At 60.8% G+C, this 19,723-nt stretch carries 18 protein-coding genes; 3 read left to right on the forward strand and 15 right to left on the reverse strand.

Annotated features, from left to right (window positions below; genetic code table 11):
• The first annotated feature begins 26 nt into the window (after positions 1-26).
• From zwf to pgl, 3 genes are read left to right on the forward strand one after another with little or no spacing between them, the layout of a single operon-like run.
• On the forward strand, positions 27-1,565 hold the full coding sequence (gene zwf / locus ACHFGA_RS09215; protein WP_394282093.1) for a glucose-6-phosphate dehydrogenase: 1,539 nt from the start codon (positions 27-29) through the stop codon (positions 1,563-1,565).
• A 29-nt stretch (positions 1,566-1,594) separates the two neighbouring features.
• Positions 1,595-2,533 (forward strand): glucose-6-phosphate dehydrogenase assembly protein OpcA, encoded by a 939-nt coding sequence (locus ACHFGA_RS09220; protein ID WP_394282094.1) that lies wholly within the window; start codon positions 1,595-1,597, stop codon positions 2,531-2,533.
• Positions 2,534-2,559: 26 nt separating this feature from the next.
• Positions 2,560-3,285, forward strand: coding sequence for a 6-phosphogluconolactonase (gene pgl / locus ACHFGA_RS09225; protein ID WP_394282095.1), 726 nt, complete (start codon positions 2,560-2,562; stop codon positions 3,283-3,285).
• Between the two features lie 62 nt (positions 3,286-3,347).
• Here the strand turns inward: pgl and secG are convergent, their stop codons facing one another.
• The 15 genes from secG to rpe form a co-directional block, all read right to left on the reverse strand.
• A complete protein-coding gene (gene secG, locus ACHFGA_RS09230) occupies positions 3,348-3,581 on the reverse strand; it encodes a preprotein translocase subunit SecG (RefSeq protein WP_018582011.1) in 234 nt (77 codons plus the stop codon).
• 79 nt (positions 3,582-3,660) lie between these two features.
• The gene (gene ppc / locus ACHFGA_RS09235) at positions 3,661-6,426 is read right to left on the reverse strand and encodes a phosphoenolpyruvate carboxylase (protein WP_394282096.1); all 2,766 of its coding nucleotides are present in this window, start codon (positions 6,424-6,426) and stop codon (positions 3,661-3,663) included.
• 85 nt (positions 6,427-6,511) lie between these two features.
• Positions 6,512-7,294 carry a triose-phosphate isomerase gene (gene tpiA, locus ACHFGA_RS09240; protein WP_394282097.1) on the reverse strand — a complete coding sequence of 261 codons (783 nt, stop codon included), beginning with the start codon at positions 7,292-7,294 and terminating at the stop codon, positions 6,512-6,514.
• A gap of 33 nt (positions 7,295-7,327) precedes the next feature.
• On the reverse strand, positions 7,328-8,545 hold the full coding sequence (locus tag ACHFGA_RS09245; protein WP_394282098.1) for a phosphoglycerate kinase: 1,218 nt from the start codon (positions 8,543-8,545) through the stop codon (positions 7,328-7,330).
• A gap of 161 nt (positions 8,546-8,706) precedes the next feature.
• Complete coding sequence (gene gap, locus ACHFGA_RS09250) at positions 8,707-9,711, reverse strand: type I glyceraldehyde-3-phosphate dehydrogenase (protein ID WP_394282099.1); 1,005 nt, start codon at positions 9,709-9,711, stop codon at positions 8,707-8,709.
• Positions 9,712-10,071: 360 nt separating this feature from the next.
• Positions 10,072-11,052: a DNA-binding protein WhiA gene (gene whiA / locus ACHFGA_RS09255; protein ID WP_394282100.1), complete on the reverse strand. Its 981-nt coding sequence runs from the start codon at positions 11,050-11,052 to the stop codon at positions 10,072-10,074.
• A 56-nt stretch (positions 11,053-11,108) separates the two neighbouring features.
• Positions 11,109-12,083, reverse strand: a complete 975-nt coding sequence (gene yvcK, locus ACHFGA_RS09260; protein ID WP_394282101.1) for a uridine diphosphate-N-acetylglucosamine-binding protein YvcK — start codon at positions 12,081-12,083, stop codon at positions 11,109-11,111.
• Between the two features lie 26 nt (positions 12,084-12,109).
• The gene (gene rapZ, locus ACHFGA_RS09265) at positions 12,110-12,997 is read right to left on the reverse strand and encodes an RNase adapter RapZ (RefSeq protein ID WP_394282102.1); all 888 of its coding nucleotides are present in this window, start codon (positions 12,995-12,997) and stop codon (positions 12,110-12,112) included.
• A 21-nt stretch (positions 12,998-13,018) separates the two neighbouring features.
• Positions 13,019-15,130, reverse strand: coding sequence for an excinuclease ABC subunit UvrC (gene uvrC, locus ACHFGA_RS09270; RefSeq protein ID WP_394282103.1), 2,112 nt, complete (start codon positions 15,128-15,130; stop codon positions 13,019-13,021).
• Between the two features lie 3 nt (positions 15,131-15,133).
• Entirely contained in the window at positions 15,134-15,679 is a 546-nt protein-coding gene (locus ACHFGA_RS09275) for a PH domain-containing protein (RefSeq protein ID WP_394282104.1), read from the reverse strand.
• Positions 15,680-15,747: 68 nt separating this feature from the next.
• Complete coding sequence (gene ribH, locus ACHFGA_RS09280; RefSeq protein ID WP_394282105.1) at positions 15,748-16,230, reverse strand: 6,7-dimethyl-8-ribityllumazine synthase; 483 nt, start codon at positions 16,228-16,230, stop codon at positions 15,748-15,750.
• Positions 16,231-16,241: 11 nt separating this feature from the next.
• Positions 16,242-17,495, reverse strand: a complete 1,254-nt coding sequence (locus ACHFGA_RS09285) for a bifunctional 3,4-dihydroxy-2-butanone-4-phosphate synthase/GTP cyclohydrolase II (protein ID WP_394282106.1) — start codon at positions 17,493-17,495, stop codon at positions 16,242-16,244.
• An 11-nt stretch (positions 17,496-17,506) separates the two neighbouring features.
• On the reverse strand, positions 17,507-18,094 hold the full coding sequence (locus ACHFGA_RS09290; protein ID WP_394282107.1) for a riboflavin synthase: 588 nt from the start codon (positions 18,092-18,094) through the stop codon (positions 17,507-17,509).
• Positions 18,075-19,070: a bifunctional diaminohydroxyphosphoribosylaminopyrimidine deaminase/5-amino-6-(5-phosphoribosylamino)uracil reductase RibD gene (gene ribD / locus ACHFGA_RS09295; RefSeq protein WP_394282108.1), complete on the reverse strand. Its 996-nt coding sequence runs from the start codon at positions 19,068-19,070 to the stop codon at positions 18,075-18,077. Before ribD ends, ACHFGA_RS09290 begins: the two co-directional genes overlap by 20 nt.
• On the reverse strand, positions 19,060-19,713 hold the full coding sequence (rpe, locus tag ACHFGA_RS09300; RefSeq protein ID WP_394282109.1) for a ribulose-phosphate 3-epimerase: 654 nt from the start codon (positions 19,711-19,713) through the stop codon (positions 19,060-19,062). Before rpe ends, ribD begins: the two co-directional genes overlap by 11 nt.
• Between the last annotated feature and the right edge of the window lie 10 nt (positions 19,714-19,723).

Raw genomic sequence — 19,723 nt, forward strand, 5'->3', positions numbered from 1 at the left:
ATTATTTCTTCAGCGAAAGGTTTCTCGTGACTGATAGCGCTACCCAGTGGGTCAACCCCTTACGCAATCCACGCGACAAGCGACTGCCACGTATCGCAGGCCCGTCGGGAATGGTCATCTTCGGTGTTACCGGTGACCTTGCATACAAAAAGCTGCTCCCCGCTGTCTATGACCTCGCTAGTCGTGGTCTGTTGCCGGCCGGGTTTACCCTCGTCGGCTTCGGGCGGCGCGATTGGTCGAAGCAGGACTTCGAGGATTATGTCCGGGGTTCCGTCGAGGCAGGGGCGCGAACCAAGTTCGAAGAGCACGTGTGGACACGTTTGGCCGAGGGCATGCAGTTCGTCTCCGGTGCATTTAACGACGATCAAGCCTTCGATAACCTGGCAGACACGTTGGCGGAGATGGACTCTACCCGCGGAACCGGCGGCAACTGGGCCTTTTACCTATCTATTCCACCATCCGCTTTCGCCGATGTGGTGTATCAGCTCGACCGTGCCGGCATGGCCCAGGCGGGTGAGGATTCCTGGCGTCGTGTGATCATCGAGAAGCCCTTCGGCGATGACTTGGAGTCCGCGAAGGAACTGAACGCGATCGTCAACAACGTGTTCCCGGAGCAGTCGGTTTTCCGCATCGACCACTACCTTGGTAAGGAAACCGTGCAGAACATCCTGGCTTTACGTTTTGCTAACCAGCTGTTCGAGCCACTGTGGAACGCGCACCATATCGACCACGTCCAGATCACCATGGCCGAAGACATCGGCTTGGGCGGGCGTGCTGGCTACTACGACGGCATCGGTGCTGCGCGCGACGTGATCCAGAACCACCTGCTCCAGCTCCTAGCGCTGGTGGCGATGGAGGAGCCACTGAACTTTTCGCCGAAGTCATTGCGCGCCGAAAAGCTGAAGGTGCTGCGCGCGACCACGCCAGTGTTGCCTCTCGACGAGACCACAGCGCGCGGCCAGTACACCGAGGGTTGGCAGGGCTCACAGCACGTGCCAGGCCTGCGCGACGAAGAAGGTTTTGATCCGGAGTCAACCACCGAAACCTACGCTGCCTGCACCCTAGAGATCAATTCTCGTCGATGGGCGGGCGTGCCGTTTTACCTGCGTACCGGTAAGCGCCTCGGCCGCCGCGTCACCGAGATCGCCCTGGTCTTCAAGGAGGCACCGCACCAGCCATTCGACGAGGAAAAGACCGGATCCCTGGGCAACAATGCCGTGGTCATCCGCGTGCAGCCCGACGAGGGCGTGCTCATGCGCTTCGGCTCCAAGGTACCGGGCTACACCATGGAGGTCCGCGATGTGAATATGGACTTCTCCTACTCGGAAGCATTCACCGAGGAATCCCCGGAGGCCTACGAGCGCCTGATCCTCGATGCTTTGTTAGAAGATTCCTCCCTCTTCCCCACCAACGATGAGGTGGAGCGTAGCTGGGAGATCCTCGACCCGATCATCGAACACTGGCACACCGGCGGCCGCCCCGATGAGTATGAGGCGGGCACGTGGGGCCCGCAATCGGCAGATGACATGTTGGCACGTAACGGACACACCTGGCGTCGCCCTTAACCGGGCACCTGGTTGAAAGGAACCTTTTCATGATTTTGAACTTGCCTGATACCAGCATACGAGAGATCTCGAAGACGCTGCTGGAGGCCCAAGATAACTTTTCGCTCGCGACCGGGCGTGTGCTCACGTTAATCGTCGTGGCGCGTGCCGACGATAAACTCGACGAACTGCTCGACACGGTGCGTGATGCATCCCACGAGCATCCATCGCGCGTACTCGTGCTGATCTCGCATGACCGCCACGCGGAAACCAAGATGGACGCAAAGGCGATCCTCGCCGCGGATGCTGGTGCTTCCGAAATGGTGGTCATGAATCTCTACGGTGCACTCACTGAGGAGATCGCATCGATCGTCACGCCACTACTGTTGCCCGATACCCCAATCGTGGCGTGGTGGCCTACCACGGCCCCCGCGCGTCCTGCGGAGCACCCCCTGGGCAAGATTGCGCAACGACGGATCACCAACGCCCGCCACAATGTCTCTGGCAACGCGCTGCTGCGCCTGTCCAACGGCTACACGCCGGGAGATTCGGACATGATGTGGTCACGCATCACCCCGTGGCGTGGCATCGTGGCCTCCGCCCTGGACCGTTACCCGCACGAACCAGTCGAGTCCGCCGAGATTGTCGGACCTGCCGATAACCCAAGCGTGGACATTGCTGCAGGGTGGTTGGCGGACCGCCTGCGAGTACCGGTCACACGTAACTCGTTCCGTCCTGATGAAGAGGATAAGCAGACGCTGTTCTCCATCCGCTCGGTCACGCTGCACCGCGCGTCTGGCCCGCTCGTCGTAGAGGTTCTCGACGAACGCACCATGCGCCTCGCTTTTCCCAACCAGCCCGATTCACTCGTGGCGGCCAATATCCGCACCGACACGGAATGCCTTGCCGAGGAGCTGCGCCACCTTGACCCCGATGTGGCTTACGCGCAGGCACTAGAAGGCTTGGCGCACGTTCAGGTCAACTACTAAGTCGATCACTACCGAAAGGAGTACATATGGTAACAATTAATCAAGTTTCTGATCTTGACGAGCTGACGACCACAGCCGCCCAGCACTTCGCTGACGTCCTGAAAGAAATCCAGGCAAGCGCTGATAGCGGTGTGAACCGCGATGGTGTCGCTCACGTCGTCCTGACTGGGGGCACTGCGGGAATCGCCACCCTTGAAAAGTTGGCCTCCATCGAAGGGATTGACTGGGCTAAGGTCCATGTCTACTTTGGCGACGAGCGCAACGTCCCCGTCGACCACCCCGACTCTAACGAGGGCCAGGCCCGCGACGCGCTGCTGAACAAGGTCGATATTCCCGCCGACCGCATCCACGGCTATGGCCTGGGTGAGGTAGACATGGAGTCTTCTGCGCGTGAGTATGAGCAAGTGATCACGACCACCTCACCGCAGGGTTTCGATATCCACCTGCTTGGGATGGGCTACGAAGGCCACATCAACTCGCTGTTCCCCCATACTGACGCGGTGCGCGAAACTGAACGCCTCGTCATTGCCGTGACAGACTCGCCGAAGCCCCCACCGGAGCGCACCACGCTGACGCTTCCTGCAGTGGCACGCGCAGAACGTGTCTGGTTCCTCATTGCCGGCGAGGACAAGGCCGAGGCAGCCGGTCATGTCGCACGGCGCTCGCCTGCCGACGATTGGCCAGCCGCCGGTGCACAGGGCCGACAGGAAACGGTGCTGTTTGTCGCCGAGAACGCGGCAGCACACCTATAAACGACACGAGAAATCCTCCTCACCAAACAGCGGTGAGGAGGATTTTCGTCGTTAAGCGTGTGTTAGACGTAGGCCTGAATCAAGTTCAATCCGACGATGCACGCGATCCAGATAATCGCCATCAAGATAGTGATGCGGTCGAGGTTCTTCTCCACCACGGTGGAGCCGGATAGGTTCGACTGCACACCGCCGCCGAAGAGGCTGGACAGGCCGCCACCCTTGCCCTTGTGCAGCAGCACGAAGATGGTCATCAAAATTGCAGCGATAACCAGGATGATCTGCAATGCCAACGTCATGGTAGGTCGTGTCCTCTTTCGTCTGGATCGTGGAACTTGATCAAGTCTACACCACAGCGATCAAATGCCGTGTAGCCGCCTAGCCTGAGTTACGCAGCGCGGTAGCAAGACCATTCATCGTCAGCTGGATGCCTCGCGACACACCAGTGCGGTGATCACCGGCGCGGTGGCGGCGCAGCAGCTCCAGCTGAATGACGTTCAGCGGCAGCAAGTAAGGGAAGCGCGAACGCACCGAGCGGGCCAATGCCGGGTTGTCGGCGAGTAGATCGTTGGAACCCGTGATGCGTGACAGCATCGTCAAGGTGAGCTCGAATTCCTCCTTGATCACCCGGCAGATGCGCTCGGCGACCTCCTTGTCGGACACCAGGCGCGAGTACCGCTCCACCAGGCGCATCTCTGCCTTGGCCATGACCTGCGCCATGTTGGACAAGGTCGAGTTGAACCATGGCCAGTGTTCGTAGAGGTCGCGCAGTTCGTTGAGGCGGTTGTCGGCGTCCTCTCCTTCACCGACCCACCAGGACAGTGCGGAGCCAACGCCGAACCAGCCCGGGATCGCTGCACGCGACTGGGACCAGGCCAGCACCCACGGAATGGCGCGAAGATCCGAAACGTCCTGGGTCTGCTTGCGCGAAGACGGGCGGGAACCGATGTTGAGCTCGCCGATTTCGTCGACAGGCGTGGACTGCGTGAAGTACTGGATGAAGCCGGGGTCCTCGTGGACAAGCCCGCTGTACTTCTTTTGGGACAACGCGGAGATCTCCCCCATGATTTCGCAGGCGCGCTCATGGTCGTCGATCTTGCCGACCGGCAGCAGGCTGGCCTCAATCGTCGCGGAAACGAGTGCTTCCAGGTTACGTCGGGCGGTGGCCGGGTTGCCGTACTTGGCGGAAATGATCTCGCCTTGCTCAGTGACACGGACGCTACCGTCAACAGCACCCTCGGGCTGGGCCAGGATCGCGTCGTAGGACGGGCCGCCACCACGGCCGACAGTGCCACCGCGGCCGTGGAATAGGCGCAGGCGCACTCCTTCGTCTTTGCCAAGCTCAACCAGTCTGATTTCGGCGTCGTACAGCGCCCAGCTGGCAGCGAAGAATCCGCCGTCCTTGTTGGAGTCGGAGTAGCCCAGCATCACTTCCTGCAGGTCCCCGCGCTGGCGCAAGTAAGCGCGGTAGAGCGGCAGGTCCCACAGGTCGCGCAAAATGCCGGCGCCGGCTTCGAGGTCTTCGATGGTTTCGAACAGCGGGATAATGTCGATCTCCCCGGTCGGCTGGTTGCCATCGGCCCGGATTAAGCCCACCTCCTTGAGCAGGACCATGGGCTCCAAAATGTCGGACACAGACTGGGCCATCGAGATGATCTGGTGCGGCACCATGTCCGCACCGAACGCATCCACGGCATGCTTAGCCTGACGCAACAGGCTCATTTCACGGGCAGTGGCTTCGCTGTACTGGTGCGATGAGCTCGGCATGAGCGGCCGGGGGGTCTGCAGTTCAGCAGTCAGCAGCGCAACCTTTTCGTCTTCGCTCAGCGCCCGGTAGTCTTCGTCGACACGCGCCACGGCGAACAGCTCGCTGATCACGTCCTCGAAGCTCTCGGAATTCTGGCGTAGGTCGATCGAATACAGGTGGAATCCGAACGTCGCTACCGCGGAGCGCAGGTTTAGCAGGCGGTCGTCGGCGATGATCGCGTCGTTGGAGGCGCGTAACGACGCATCGATCACGTCTAGGTCCGCCAAGAAATCGGTCGCCAGCTCGTATGGTTCAAAGACTTCGTGCCAATTGCCTTCCAAAGATCCAGGGCCCAGGAGGTGTTCGTGTGTGCGACGAATCCGTCCCCGGATGCCGTGGATGGCGCGGCGGTAGGGTTCGTCGATACGCGAAGGGACGTTGTTGTGGCCTTCGGATGCCAGTGCGATCAGCTCGACCGTAACATCGGTCATGCGGTCCGACAAGCTCAACTCGTGCTCAAGCGCATGCAGTTGGGTCTCATAGTGCTGCAGCACGACCTGGGCTGCGCGGCGGGTTGCGTAGTCGAGCGTGTCGGCCGTGACATAAGGGTTGCCGTCATGGTCGCCGCCGACCCAGGAACCAGGACGCACGATCGCGCCCGTGACCGCCTCTGGCCCGTAGCTTTCCCCAAGAGCCGTGAACACGTCGCGGTTGATACGCGGAATCTCCTCCAGCAAGCTGAGCTTGTAGTAGCGCAGTCCCACCTCGACCTCATCCTCGATGCGCGGACGAGCGACGCGAATCAGAGCGGTTTGCCACAGCAGGGTCATCCGGCGCCGGATATCGCTTTCGACTGCCTCAAGTTTCTGCTGCGTACGCGCCGTTTCGGGAACCTCGAGAATGCGATGACGCTCCATCATCAGACGCGTGATGTGCTTCTGCGCATCAAAGACGGTGCGGCGGCGGGTTTCGGTGGGGTGAGCAGTGAGCACTGGGGCGACAAGGCCGTCGCTTAACGACGAAGCGACCTCCGCTTCCGTCACCTCGGATGCCGCCAGCTTCTCCCAGGTTGCCTCGAGGGTGGAGTCCTTCGGGGCTTCACCGTTGTCGGCTGCTTTTTCACGCTTCCACTCGTCGTGAAGGTCTTCGGCCAGGTTGGCCATGAGTGCGAAGTGGCTGAATGCGCGGATGACGGGGGTGGCGTCGTCGGGCGCGATATTGTCGAACATGTCAGTCAGTACTGAAAGTTCAGCTTCGCCCTTGGCGATCTCGAAAGCGGCCTGACGTGCGGACTCGACGCGGTTAAACACGTCCTCGCCTTCTTGATCGGCGATGATTTGTCCGAGGATCCGGCCTAGGTAGCGAATGTCCTCTTGGAGATGGTCGTGCGTAGACATCAAACAGTGTTCCCTAATTGAGATAGTACGGAGAAGCCCCGAAGAAAGCGGGTTCTTCGGGGCTAGCGGGAGTGTGAACCCCTTCTTAGTTGGTTGCGTCTGCTGCGGCTGCGCACAGCTTCGCGAAATCGTAGCCGTCGAGCGAAGCACCACCAACGAGGCCGCCGTCGACATCCGGCTGGGAAATGATCTCCGCAATCGTTTCCGTCTTGACGGAGCCACCGTAGAGGATGCGCATGTTGGCGGCGACGTCGTCGTCGGCAAGCTCTGCGACTGCCTTGCGGATTGCAGCATTGACCTCCTGTGCGTCTGCGGCGGAGGCAACCTTACCGGTGCCGATTGCCCACACAGGCTCGTATGCGATGACGGTCTTGGACAGCTCCTCGGTGCTCAGGCCAGCAAGCGAGTTGCGGGTCTGCTCCACCACGTAGTCGACGTGGGTGCCTGCCTCGCGGATTTCCAGGGGCTCGCCAACACACACGATGGGGCTAATCCCCCACTTCAGAGCCGCCTTTGCCTTGGCAGCGACGATCTCGTCGGTCTCATGGTGGTACTGGCGGCGCTCCGAGTGGCCCACAACTGCCCAGGCGCAGCCCAGCTTGGACAGCATCTCGCCGGACACCTCGCCGGTGTAGGCGCCAGAGTCATGCTGAGAGATGTCCTGCGCGCCGTAGGTGATCTTCAGGTCATCGCCCTCTACGAGGGTCTGCAGGGAACGAATGTTGGTAAACGATACAGTCAGCGCAACGTCGACCTTTTCGTAATCTTCCTTTGGCAGTGCGAAAGCGAGCTTCTGCACATCCGCGATGGCCTGCAGGTGATCGTGGTTCATCTTCCAGTTGCCGGCGATGAGTGGCTTACGTGCCATAAGTGACAGTGTCCTTTCAGTGAAAAAGTGTGTTTAGGAATTCAGGACGGAAACGCCTGGCAGATCCTTGCCTTCAAGGAACTCCAGCGATGCGCCGCCGCCGGTGGAGATGTGCGAGAAGCCCTCCTCGTCGAGACCGAGGGTGCGTACCGACGCTGCGGAATCGCCACCACCGACAACAGTGAAAGAGCCGTTGTTCTTGGTTGCGTCGATCATGGACTCTGCCACAGCGCGGGTGCCATCAGCGAAGTTGGACAACTCGAACACACCCATTGGGCCGTTCCAGAACACAGTCTTGGAGTCCTTGATGATATCCGCGTACTTCTTCGCGGTCTCTGGGCCGATGTCGAGGGACATCCAGCCTTCTGGGGTGCCGTCAAGATCAACGACCTTTCGGTCTGCGTCGTTCGAGAACTCGGATGCGACGACCAAGTCGACGGGCAGAACGATCTTGTCGCCGAAACGCTCCAGCAGGTCCTTGCACGTGTCGATCATCTCTTCTTGCAGAAGGGACTTCTGGGTGTTGTGGCCCTGGGCGGTCAGGAAGGTGTAGCACATGCCGCCACCGATGATGACGTGGTCCGCCTTGGTTGCCAGCGCCTCAATCACGCCGAGCTTGTCAGAGACCTTGGAGCCGCCGAGAACGACGACATAAGGGGACTCTGGGTTGTCCTTCACCGCTGCCAGGGTGCTGACCTCGTTGTCCACTAGCTTGCCGGCATAGGATGGCAATCGCTTCGCGACATCGTAGACGGAGGTCTGCGCGCGGTGCACCACACCGAAACCGTCGGATACGAACGCACCGTTGTCTGCGGCCAGGGCCACCAGCTCGTCGGCGAATTCCCCACGCTCTGCCTCATCCTTGGAGGTCTCACGCGGGTCGAAACGCACGTTCTCAAGCAAGAGGATCTCGCCCTCGGTCAGTCCGTTGGCGCGCTCGTGCGCATCTTCACCGGAGACGTCCTGAGCCAGCGCAACATACTGGTCGAGACGCTCCGACAGGGCTTCCGCCACTGGTGCCAGGGAGTACTTCGGGTCTGGTTCGCCCTTAGGGCGGCCCAAGTGCGCCATGACGATGACCTTTGCGCCACCTTCGAGCAGGGCCTTGAGGGTCGGCAGCGAGGCGTCGATGCGGCCTGGGTCGGTGATCTCGCCGGCATCGTTGAGTGGCACGTTGAAGTCAGAGCGGACGAGGATGTGACGGCCGTCGACGCCCTCGTCGAGCAGGTCTTGGAGATTCTTTACAGTCATTAGTTCAAGCTCCTAGGTAATTTTGTTGCTAATGGGTAAAACTAACGGCCCGAAGTGTGTGTTTACACACCCCGGGCCGCCATGAGGTTACGCGCTACGACAGCGGGCGCATGCCGGCGAGGGCACGCGACTTAACGCTGGCAGCTTGGGGCGCGGTGTCCTTAAAGCTTGGACGCGACCAGCTCGGTCAGACGCAGCAGCTGAGAGGTGTAGCCCCACTCGTTGTCGTACCAGGAAACAACCTTGACCTGGTTGCCGTTGACCTTGGTCAGGCCAGCGTCGAACAGCGAACCGTGGGAGTCGCCGATGATATCGGTGGACACCAGTGGTTCCTCGGTGTAACCGAGGGTGTCTGCGAAGTCGCCGGTGGAAGCCTTCTTGATGATCTCGTTAACTTCCTCGACGGTGGTCTCGCGGCCTGCCTCGAAGGTCAGGTCGGTTGCGGAACCGGTGATGACTGGGACGCGCAGTGCGTAGCCATCCAGCTTGCCCTTGAGCTCTGGCAGAACCAAGGCTACGGCCTTAGCCGCACCAGTGGAGGTAGGCACGATGTTCTGTGCAGCTGCACGTGCGCGACGCAGGTCCTTGTGAGGAGCGTCGTGCAGGCGCTGGTCACCCGTGTAAGCGTGAATGGTGGTCATCAGGCCCTTGACGATGCCGAGCTCGTCGTTCAGGACCTTTGCCATTGGGGCCAGGCAGTTGGTGGTGCAGGATGCGCCGGAGATGATGTTGTGGTTCTCTGGATCGTAATCCTCGTGGTTCACACCGTAAACGAAGGTTGCGTCCTCGTTCTTTGCAGGAGCGGAGATGATAACCTTCTTCGCACCAGCGTCGATGTGCGCCTTTGCCGCCTCAGCGTCAGTGAAGAAACCGGTGGACTCGATCACGATGTCAACATCGTGCTTCGCCCAGTCCAGGTTCTTTGGATCGCGCTCTGCGTAGACAGCGATGCGGTTGCCGTCGACGGTGATGGACTCGTCGTCAAACTCAACATCCTTGCCCAGCTGGCCCATGATGGAGTCATACTTCAGCAGGGTCGACAGGGTCTTGTTGTCGGTCAGGTCGTTGACTGCAACGACCTCGAGGTCAGAGTTGCCCTGGACAACTGCGCGGAAGAAGTTGCGGCCGATACGTCCGAAACCGTTGATACCAATGCGTGTAGTCACTAATCTATCTCCTCTAAAGTCGGGAATATTTCCGGACAAACCTCACTAAAAAAGCCATCTAGCAGCGGTCTTTGTCCGACAATCACCAGTTTAGCGCGGTTCTACTCTTCTCGCAGAAGGCATTTACGCTGTTTTCTTCCCACGTTGGGAGGTTGCCCGATTCTGTCCGAAACTGCCACATTCGCGATCGTCGGAATGTGCCTTTAGCCAACAAAGTGCATGACAAGCAGGCGAGTGCGAGCGCGAAGACTACCCCCAATCGCTCCTCCTCCGATGGTGACGAATCACCAATCCTGTCCAGTGATGTTTGTCACAACAGATAGCGGTGTGTTAATCGCGGTCCACTAGCCATGTGGAAATCTAGTCGCCGCCGCCATCGTTAGTAATAGCGGAATGCGTATCTGGGATACCGAGTTCAGCCGCACGTTTGTCTGCCATCGACAACAGACGCCGGATTCGCCCGGCCACGGCATCCTTCGTCATCTGCGGATCAGCCAACCGGCCCAGCTCCTCCAAGGAAGCGTGTCGGTGCTGTACGCGCAAGAACCCGGCCTCCGCTAAGTGCTCAGGCACATCGTCGCCCAAAATCTCCATCGCTCGTTCCACCCGCGCAGCCGCCGCTGCAGCTGCCTGAGCGGAACGTCGCAGGTTGGCATCGTCGAAATTCGCTAGGCGGCTCGCGTTCGTCTTCACGATGCGCTTCTTACGCTTCTCGTCCCACTCCAACCGCGTCCTGGTTGCTCCGATCCGGGTCAGCAAAATGCCGATCGCTTCGCCGTCACGCACCACCACGCGCTCCACGCCACGCGACTCTTTTGTCTTCGCTGACACACTTAGCCTTCGTGCAAGGCCGACAAGTGCCAGAGCAGCCTCTTGGCGTGGGCAGATCACTTCCAGTGTCGACGAGCGCCCTGGCTCCGACAACACACCACGAGCGAGAAAGGCACCACGCCACGCGGCCTCAACCTGGCTGACCGTGCCCGAAATGACTTGGCGGGGCAAGCCCACCACAGGGTGGCCCGAGGCCGTCACCAGATGCAGCCGGCGAATCACTTCGTCGCATCCATCGGTGATGGTGACTTCGTGGCGGGTTTCACGCGTCGTGGCACCTGGAGAAATTGTCGTCACCTTCACTGTCGCCGGGCACAGCTCTCGGATCAGCTCGGCCAAGTGATCAGCGACAGGGCGCGAATCGAAATCGGCGACGATGGTCAGACCGTGCACGCCCTGCTCAATCTCGCCTGCGTAACGAATCATGGCAGTCGCCTCAGCGATCCGGTCATCCCGGGCCCCAAGAGACACCTGCAATAATTCATCCTTGACTTTCGCAGTCAGTGCCACGATCGGCCTGCCTTTCTACCTCACTTCGCATGGGATCTTCAGAACGGTCCCCGGAACTACTGGCGCTTTTCGTAAAGATCGCGCAGCGCCATTGCCAACTTGGCCGGGTCATGCTTGTTCACGCTCGCCCCAGCCTCATCGGCGACGTGGACATCATAGTACGCAATCTCCCCACCGAGGCTGGCCGCAGCCCGCTGCAAGTGGCCTCGCTCTCCTTTTGTTGGGCTGATGTAATTGTCGGCCAAAAAAGCATCAACTCGCAGTTCAGGGGCGTGTTGACTGAGAACGTGGATGTGGCGCTCCGTCGTAAAACCATGAGTTTCCCCGGCTTCCGGCGACAGGTTCAAGATGACGACGACAAGCGCCGGGGTTTCATTGAGCGCAGCGACGATATCAGGCACCAGGACATGCGGAATCACCGAAGAAAACCACGATCCCGGGCCTAGTGTGACCACGCTGGCGTCCATAATTGCTTGGACTGCATTGTCGTTGGCCGCCGGAGCTTCCGGAATCACCCGCACGCGCCGCACCTGGCCTGGCGTGGTCGCCACCGCCACTTGGCCACGCACCGGACGCATCACCCGAGGGTCGTCGTCAAGCCCCGCGACATCGGCTTCTAAATCCAGCGGCTCGTTGCACAGGGGAATCACGCGCCCTGCCGACCGTGTCCATTGCGCCACAGTGTCCAAAGCTTGCTGCATGTCGCCAAGCTCCTCGGCAAGCCCGGCCAGGATGAGATTGCCCACAGCGTGGCCAGCCAGTGCACCATGGCCACCGAAGCGATGCTGTAAGAGATTGCGTGACAGCGCGCCTGCGTCGTCGTCATGCGCAAGCGCGGCCAACGCCATCCGCAAATCCCCTGGCGGGATCATGCCAAGCTCACGCCGGATGCGTCCCGACGACCCGCCATCGTCTGCCACTGTGACAACCGCGTTGACTTTACCCGTCGTCAGCGACTGCGCCGCTAGCAATGTTTGATAAAGACCGTGGCCCCCACCTAGGCAGGCCAGATCTCCCGAATATTTCTTCATGGAAAAACTTTCTACCCAGCCCTGCGCTAGCTCTTATCGAGGTCGCGGTGCATCACTGCCACGTCGACCGAATCGTCCTCGCTCAAACGACGACCGATCTCCTCCGAGATCGCAACGGAACGATGGTGACCGCCCGTGCAGCCAATACTTACCGTAATAAAGTTCTTCCCCTCGTGGCGATACCCAGGCAAAATAGACCCGATTAGCTCGACTACGCCATCGACGAAGGCGGGCGCATCGTCTTGCGCCAACACATAATCAGAGACCTGCTGATCCGTGCCACGATAAGCCCGGAGCTCCGGAATCCAGTACGGGTTCGGCAAGAAGCGCACATCGAACATGAAATCGGCATCTCGTGGGGCACCGTGTTTGAACCCGAAAGACTGGATGGTGATGTGCTGCTTCTTCTTCGCAACATCGCCGAAAGAGGCCTCGATCGCACGGCGCAGATCATGGATCGACAAATTCGACGTATCGATAATGATGTCAGCCTGATCACGCACCGGCGCAATAGAATCGCGTTCGCGCTGGATACCGGCACTTAGCGGATCATCACCCTGCAACGGGTGGGTGCGGCGCACCCCGTCGAAACGCCGGATCAGCACGTCGTCACGCGCTTCTAGGAAGAGCACCGTCGGGTCATAGCCCTTCTCCCGCAAGTTGTGAATCGTGCCCAAGAGCGAGCCATTAAACATGCGGGCGCGGACGTCGGTGACAATCGCGATGCGATCGACCGGTGAGTCATCCGCGGTAGCCAGCTCTACCATCTCTTCAATCAACTGCGGAGGGAGATTTTGGGGGACGAAAAATCCCTTATCCTCGAAAACCTTCGCGGCGGAAGACAGGCCGCCTCCGGACAACCCGGTAATAATCACCGGCGGGATAGGACCATCCAGTGCAATGTCGTTTGTCATGGCACCCATGGTATCGAATCGCTATTGTTCGATGTGCAAATGTTCATAAACAGTTGCCGCTAGCTTCGGTCCAATCCCCGGAGCCTCCGCTATCGCGTCAACAGAAGCCTCCCGAATCTTTTTCACGCTGCCGAAGTGCTTCACCAAATCGCTCTTCCGCGTCGGCCCCAACCCCGGCACCCCGTCAAGAGCGGAGGCGCGCATTCGTTTCGACCGCTTCTGTCGGTGGTAGTTGATGGCAAAACGGTGCGCCTCATCACGAACTTGCTGGAGAAGGTACATTCCCTGAGAGTTGCGTGGCAGAATCACCGGTTCGTCGTCGTCAGGCACCCATACTTCCTCGAGGCGCTTGGCTAGACCGATCAGCGTGACGTCTACGACACCGAGTTCATCAAACACGGCCTGGGCGGCATTGACCTGGGGCTTTCCACCATCGACGATGAACAGATTCGGCGGGTAGGCAAACTTACGCCCTTCCGCCGCCGCGGTCGCGGCAGACACAGCGGTAGCATCCGTGGTCTCTACCTCAGTGATTTCGTCCGCGAAGACCGTCTCGTCGACATCGAGCTCCTCCGGGTTCGCCAGCTTATCGGCGTTGTAGCGCTTAAAACGACGACGAGTGACCTCTGCAATCGAGCCCACATCGTCGCTGCGCCCATCGCCGGCGGCCTCCTTGATGCGGTAACGCCGGTAGTCATTCTTCTTCGGCAGTCCGTCCTCAAATACCACTAGCGATGCCACCACATCCGTGCCTTGGATATGCGAGATATCAGTGCACTCAATGCGCAGCGGAGCTTGATCCAGCCCCAGCGCATCCTGGATGTCCTGCAGCGCTTGCGAGCGCGCCGTGAGATCACCCACGCGCTTCAACTTGTGCTGGTGCAGCGCTTCCACCGCGTTACGGTGCACCGTCTCCATCAAGGCGGCCTTATCACCACGCTGCGGCACGCGCAGGTCTACCTGGGAGCCACGCAGTTCGCTGAGCAGCACTTGGACTTCCTCCGCCTCGTCAGGCATGACCTCCACGAGGATCTCGCGGGGCACTGGGTTGTAGACACGCACCGGGGCGTGCGACTCCTGGTCCACCCCCCTGCGGCGAATCTTGTTTTGCTCGATCTTCTTGTCTTCTTCGGCTTCAGCTTCAGCACGCTCTACGGCGTCCGAGTAGTACTGGACAAGGAAGTTTTGCATCAGCACCGGGATTGCCGGATCGGGCTCGGCGTCGTCGCGACGCTCCATGCTGCCTGGCTCATCGCCGGTCTTTTCGACGACCCACCCGCGCTGAGCACGGATCCTTCCGTCACGCACATTGAACACCTGCACGGCTGCTTCCAGCTCATCGGTGGAAAAGGCGATAACATCTGCATCCGTGTCGGTACTGAGTACCACAGTCTGGCGCTCCGTCACCTTTTTAATAGCGTCAAGGTCATCGCGCAGTTTGGCGGCCTTCTCGAACTCGAGGTTTTCGCTGGCCTCCATCATGCGGCGCGTGAGTTCCTTCGTCACCGGTTCCGTGCGTCCCGACAGAAAGCCCATAAAACCAGAGACGATCTCGTCGTGCTGCGCCTCGTCGACACGCCCCACACACGGGGCCGCACACTTGTCGATGTAGCCCAGCAAGCAAGGCCTGCCCAAAGATTCGTGCCTGTTAAATACCCCCTTGGAGCACGTGCGCACCGGGAAGACGCGGGTGAGCAGATCGAGAGTCTCACGCACGGCCCACGCGTGGGAGTAGGGGCCGAAATAGCGCACGCCCTTACGCTTCGGTCCACGATAGAAAAACGCGCGCGGAAACTTCTCGCCCACGCTGACCGCCAACATGGGGTAGGTTTTGTCGTCGCGGTACATGACGTTGAACCACGGGTCGAAGCGCTTAATCCACGTGTACTCCAGCTGTAGTGCTTCCACCTCGCTGGCCACCACGGTCCACTCCACCTGCGAGGCGGTGAACACCATCTGCTTCGTGCGTGGGTGCAGCTGGGCGGGGTCCTGAAAGTAGTTCGACAGCCGAGCGCGGAGATTCTTGGCCTTGCCAACGTACACGACGCGCCCTGATTCGTCGCGAAATTTGTACACGCCCGGATCCGTCGGAATAGTTCCGGGGGCCGGGCGGTAAGTATCCGGATGTGCCACAGACTAATCTTCCGGCATGTACTTCGACTCTAGGACGCGGAACTGGCGCACATACTCCAATGCCTTCTCCCCGTCAGCTGACTGGATCGCCCACAGCGGGACATACTCGAACTCCGGCAGTTCCAAGCGCGCCATTCGCGAGCCCTGCGGGAAGCTGAGACCGTAAATGACGACCCAGCTATAAAAACGGGTGCCGATCATGTTGCGGACCTCAACACCGTCCGCGTTGGCGCGCACGCGTGGGCGGTTCAACGCGATCCACGACAGAATGGCGATGATGACACCGATCAGCGGGTAGGCCCACTTGTCAATGGGGGTAATGGTTGCGCCGGTGAATTCGATGTCCACCACGACACCCATGAAGATATGGATCAGTATGACGACGATCACCCAGCCGATCGCTACCTTGCGCAGGAAATTCGAGGTCGCCTCAAACTCCCAAGGCTTATCGGTGGTGGCCGCGAATGGGTCGGCCGCGTTCATGATCGCGATTTCGCGGTCTGTGAGCCCACCCGAGGAGTTCTTAGTGTTTGGTGTGTTCTCGTCCACTTAGTTTCGTCACCATTTCCACGCTTGATTGATCGTTACCTGATCCTAGTCCGCTCCGCGCGTGCCGACTAATCGGCTGGAATGGCGCGGACCTTCTCTAGTTCGACCGCTGCCCCGAGGGCCGCACGCATCGCCTCGGCACCCTTATCCTCGATGGCGCCGTCCCCACCTGCACGCGCTACGGCCTGCTCATGGGTGTTCACGGTGAGCACGCCGTTGCCCACGGGAGTGTGTTCGTCGAGGGCAATCCTGGTCAGCCCGGCGGTGACGGAGTCGCACACATAATCAAAGTGTGGTGTATCCCCACGGATCACGCAGCCCAGTGCCACGACGGCATCGTAGCGTCGAGCACACGCTTGGGCGACCACCGGCAATTCCATGGCACCGGCGACGGTGTATTCGTCGGCACGCGCCCCAGCGTCCTTTGCTGCGGCGAGGGCGCGCTCACGCATCGGGTCAACGATGTCGGCGTTCCACTGCGTGGTGATCACGGCCACGCGCATGCCTTCTGCCTTGACGGGTGCTGGTTCTGGACGTCCTGTGGTAGCCATGTGACTCCTTGTTAGTGGTGGGCGGGATCGGCATCCCATTGTTCGACGGCGGGAAGATCGTGACCCATCCGGTCACGCTTGGTGCGCAGATAGCGGATATTTTCGCAGGTCGGGACGACGTCGATACGCACGCGACCCGCGACCTGGGGGCCAAAGCCCGCAAGCGCCTCAGTCTTCAGGGGATTGTTCGTCATTAGCTGAAAGGACTCCACCCCCAGGTCCGCGAGAATCTGCCCGGCCACGGAATACTCCCGCGCGTCGGCCGGCAGCCCTTGCTCAAGGTTTGCGTCGACGGTGTCGAGACCCTCGTCCTGGAGCTTATAGGCCTGCAGCTTGTTCATCAGGCCGATGCCGCGCCCCTCGTGGCCACGGACATAGACGATCACGCCCACTCCTGCCTCCTGGACGCGTCGCATCGACTCATGGAGCTGCTGGCCACAATCGCACCGGGTGGAAGCAAAAACGTCGCCGGTCAGGCACTCAGAGTGGACGCGTACCAACACATCGGTGGCGCCAGAGACATCCCCGACGACCAGCGCCACGTGTTCGGTGCCGTCGATCACGTGCTGGTAGCCGTACGCAGTGAACCGGCCAAACTCTGTGGGCAGCTGCGCCGTCGTGACGCGCTCGATGTGGGTTTCGGCGTGCTTGCGGTAGGCGATGAGCTGCTCGATGGAGATCATCTTCAGCCCATGTTCGTCGGCGAAGCGGCGCAGCTCAGGAGCGCGCGCCATGTCGGTCGGGTCATCTTCGGACACGACCTCGCACAAAGCACCCACGGGCTCAAGCCCCGCCATCCGCGCCAAATCCACCGCGGCTTCGGTGTGCCCGTCGCGCTTGAGCACCCCACCACGCCGTGCACGCAAGGGCACCACGTGGCCGGGGCGGGTGAAATCCTCCACCCCGCGGGCCGGGTCCGCCAGACGCGTGATGGTCTCTGATCGAGAGGCGGCCGAAATACCTGTGGTGCCGGTGGCCGCGTCAACGGTCACGGTGTAGGCCGTGGAGCGGGCGTCCTCGTTGCGGGCCACCATCGGCGGCAGGTTCAGCGCATCGGCCCGGTCATCCTCCATGGCCACGCAAATATAGCCGGAGGTATAGCGCACCATAAATGCGACTAAATCCGGGGTGGATTGCGCTGCGGCGAAAATGAGGTCTCCCTCGTTTTCACGCCCCTCGTCGTCCACGACAACCACGGCCTCGCCACGGGCGATCGCGGCAACGGCCTCCTCGACGGAATCTAGGCGAATGGAGCTCTCGGTCATGAAAATAGACCTTACTTGGTCACCATTTTCTCAACGTACTTGGCCACAATATCGACTTCAATGTTCACCACATCACCGGCAGCCAAGTCCCCTGCGGTGGTCTCCGCCAAGGTGGTGGGAATTAGCGACACCTCGAAATAGTCCTCGCCCACGGCAGACACAGTGAGCGACGTTCCGTTGACAGTTATCGAGCCCTTTTCGACGACGTACCGCGCCAATTGTTCCGGCAGCGAAAAGCGGAACACCTCCCAGTGTTCGGAGGCCTCGCGGCTCATCAGCTCCGCGACACCGTCGACGTGCCCCTGCACGATGTGGCCGCCGAAGCGTGCGCCGGCCTGCATGGCGCGCTCCAGGTTCACCTTCGCCCCAGGAGCCAGGGCGCCCAGACCGGAGCGATCCAGCGACTCCTGCATCACGTCCGCGCTGAATACGCCTTCGTCAATCGCGGTCACGGTCAAGCAGACACCGTTGACTGCGATGGAATCTCCCAGCGCAGCATCCGAGGTCACCAGCGGCGCGTCGATAGCGATGCGTCGCGAATCACCCAAATCCTCAAGACGCGTGACAGTACCGATTTCTTCAACGAGTCCAGTAAACATCCAAATCCTTTACCATCTCTATGAGCACATCGCCTGCGAAACAATCCGTATCTACTACATCAAACCGCGGCATCTCCGTTAATGTTCCACCCAACCCGCGCGCCAGCACACCACGCCCGGCCCCCATGAGCATCGGCGCGACATAAGCCTGGACACAGTCGACATACCCCGCCTCGACAAAGCTAGTGGCCAACCCCGCCCCGCCCTCGACGAGTAGGTCGCGCACGCCCTCGTCGTAAAGCGCGCTCAGTGCGGCATCGATCGTCGGAAATTGCTCAAAGCCCAACCGCGTCAGGTTTCCTTCGGGCACATCGCGCGCGCCGACGACCACCCTGCGCGGCTGATGGTCGCGCAGGGACCCATCGGGATGGCGGGCGGTCAGGGAGGGATCGTCGGCAAGCACCGTGCCGGTACCCACGACGATCGCGTCACGACGAGCGCGGTCACCATGCACATGCTCGCGGGCAGCCGGGCCGGTGATCCACTGGCTGGTGCCATCGGGGGCGGCCGTGAAACCGTCGACGCTGGCCGCGAACTTGATGGTCACCGCCGGGCGGACCAGGCGCATGCTGGTCAGCCACGGGATCAAATCCGCGACCACATGGCGGTGATAGAGCACCTCAACGCCACGCGAACGAAGGTACTCGGCTCCCCCACTGGCCTGCGGATTCGGGTCGGGGGTGAGGTAGATGACTCGGGCGATCCCGGCATCGGCCAGCGCATGCGAACAGGGCCCGGTCCGGCCCGTGTGGTTGCACGGCTCCAAGGTCACCACGGCGGTGGCCCCACGCGCGCGTTCGCCGGCTTTGCGCAGGGCGACCACTTCCGCGTGCGCGCCGCCGGCCGGCTCGGTTCCACCGGTGGTGATCAGTGCGCCGTGCTCGTCGTAAAGCGCGCACCCGACAGGCGGATTGGGGCTTGTTGTGCCGCGTACGTCACGTCCTGCGGCGACGGCGTCCGAAACTTTAGGACGCAAGCTTGCGCAGCTCCTCCACTGCAGCCCCTGGATCCTCCTTGCCGAAGACGGCGGAGCCGGCGACGAAAGCATCAGCGCCGGCTGCCGCACCCTCGGCGATGGTATCGGCGTTGATCCCGCCATCGAGCTCGATGATGCAGTCCAAGCCGCGCTCGTCGATAGCTGCACGCAGGGCGCGGACCTTGTCCATCATCTCGGGCATAAACTTCTGCCCGCCGAACCCAGGTTCGACAGTCATGACGATCACTTCGTCGAAGTGCTCCAGATCATCCAAGTAGGGCTCGATCGGGGTATCGGGCTTGATGGCGAAACCTGCCTGGCAGCCCTTCTCCTTCAACAGCTTCGCGGCGGCCACGTGGTCGTCGGTCGCCTCCACGTGGAAAATGATGCGGTCAGCGCCGGCCTTGATATAGGTATCGAACCACTTCTCCGGCTCCTCGATCATCACGTGCACGTCCATGAACTGATCCGTCACCCCATCGACGGCCGCGGTCACGTCTGGGCCGAAAGAGAGGTTCGGAACGAAATGGCCGTCCATGATATCCACGTGGATCCAGTCCGCGTTCGGGACCTTCAACACGTCGGCGCCCAGGTTGGCGTAATCGGCGGCAAGGATGGATGGGGCAATATATGGTGCAGACATACCCCTGATC

The organism is Corynebacterium sp. (genome assembly GCF_043426755.1).
Classification (GTDB): domain Bacteria; phylum Actinomycetota; class Actinomycetes; order Mycobacteriales; family Mycobacteriaceae; genus Corynebacterium.

What these genes read in the sequence shown, in the direction of transcription:
- ACHFGA_RS09220 (WP_394282094.1), top strand. Translation starts at nt 1,595, where the DNA reads ATGATTTTGAACTTGCCTGATACCAGCATACGAGAGATCTCGAAGACG.
- pgl (WP_394282095.1), top strand. Translation starts at nt 2,560, where the DNA reads ATGGTAACAATTAATCAAGTTTCTGATCTTGACGAGCTGACGACCACA.
- secG (WP_018582011.1), bottom strand. Translation starts at nt 3,581, where the DNA reads ATGACGTTGGCATTGCAGATCATCCTGGTTATCGCTGCAATTTTGATG.
- ppc (WP_394282096.1), bottom strand. Translation starts at nt 6,426, where the DNA reads ATGTCTACGCACGACCATCTCCAAGAGGACATTCGCTACCTAGGCCGG.
- tpiA (WP_394282097.1), bottom strand. Translation starts at nt 7,294, where the DNA reads ATGGCACGTAAGCCACTCATCGCCGGCAACTGGAAGATGAACCACGAT.
- ACHFGA_RS09245 (WP_394282098.1), bottom strand. Translation starts at nt 8,545, where the DNA reads ATGACTGTAAAGAATCTCCAAGACCTGCTCGACGAGGGCGTCGACGGC.
- yvcK (WP_394282101.1), bottom strand. Translation starts at nt 12,083, where the DNA reads ATGAAGAAATATTCGGGAGATCTGGCCTGCCTAGGTGGGGGCCACGGT.
- rapZ (WP_394282102.1), bottom strand. Translation starts at nt 12,997, where the DNA reads ATGACAAACGACATTGCACTGGATGGTCCTATCCCGCCGGTGATTATT.
- ribH (WP_394282105.1), bottom strand. Translation starts at nt 16,230, where the DNA reads ATGGCTACCACAGGACGTCCAGAACCAGCACCCGTCAAGGCAGAAGGC.
- ACHFGA_RS09285 (WP_394282106.1), bottom strand. Translation starts at nt 17,495, where the DNA reads ATGACCGAGAGCTCCATTCGCCTAGATTCCGTCGAGGAGGCCGTTGCC.
- ACHFGA_RS09290 (WP_394282107.1), bottom strand. Translation starts at nt 18,094, where the DNA reads ATGTTTACTGGACTCGTTGAAGAAATCGGTACTGTCACGCGTCTTGAG.
- rpe (WP_394282109.1), bottom strand. Translation starts at nt 19,713, where the DNA reads ATGTCTGCACCATATATTGCCCCATCCATCCTTGCCGCCGATTACGCC.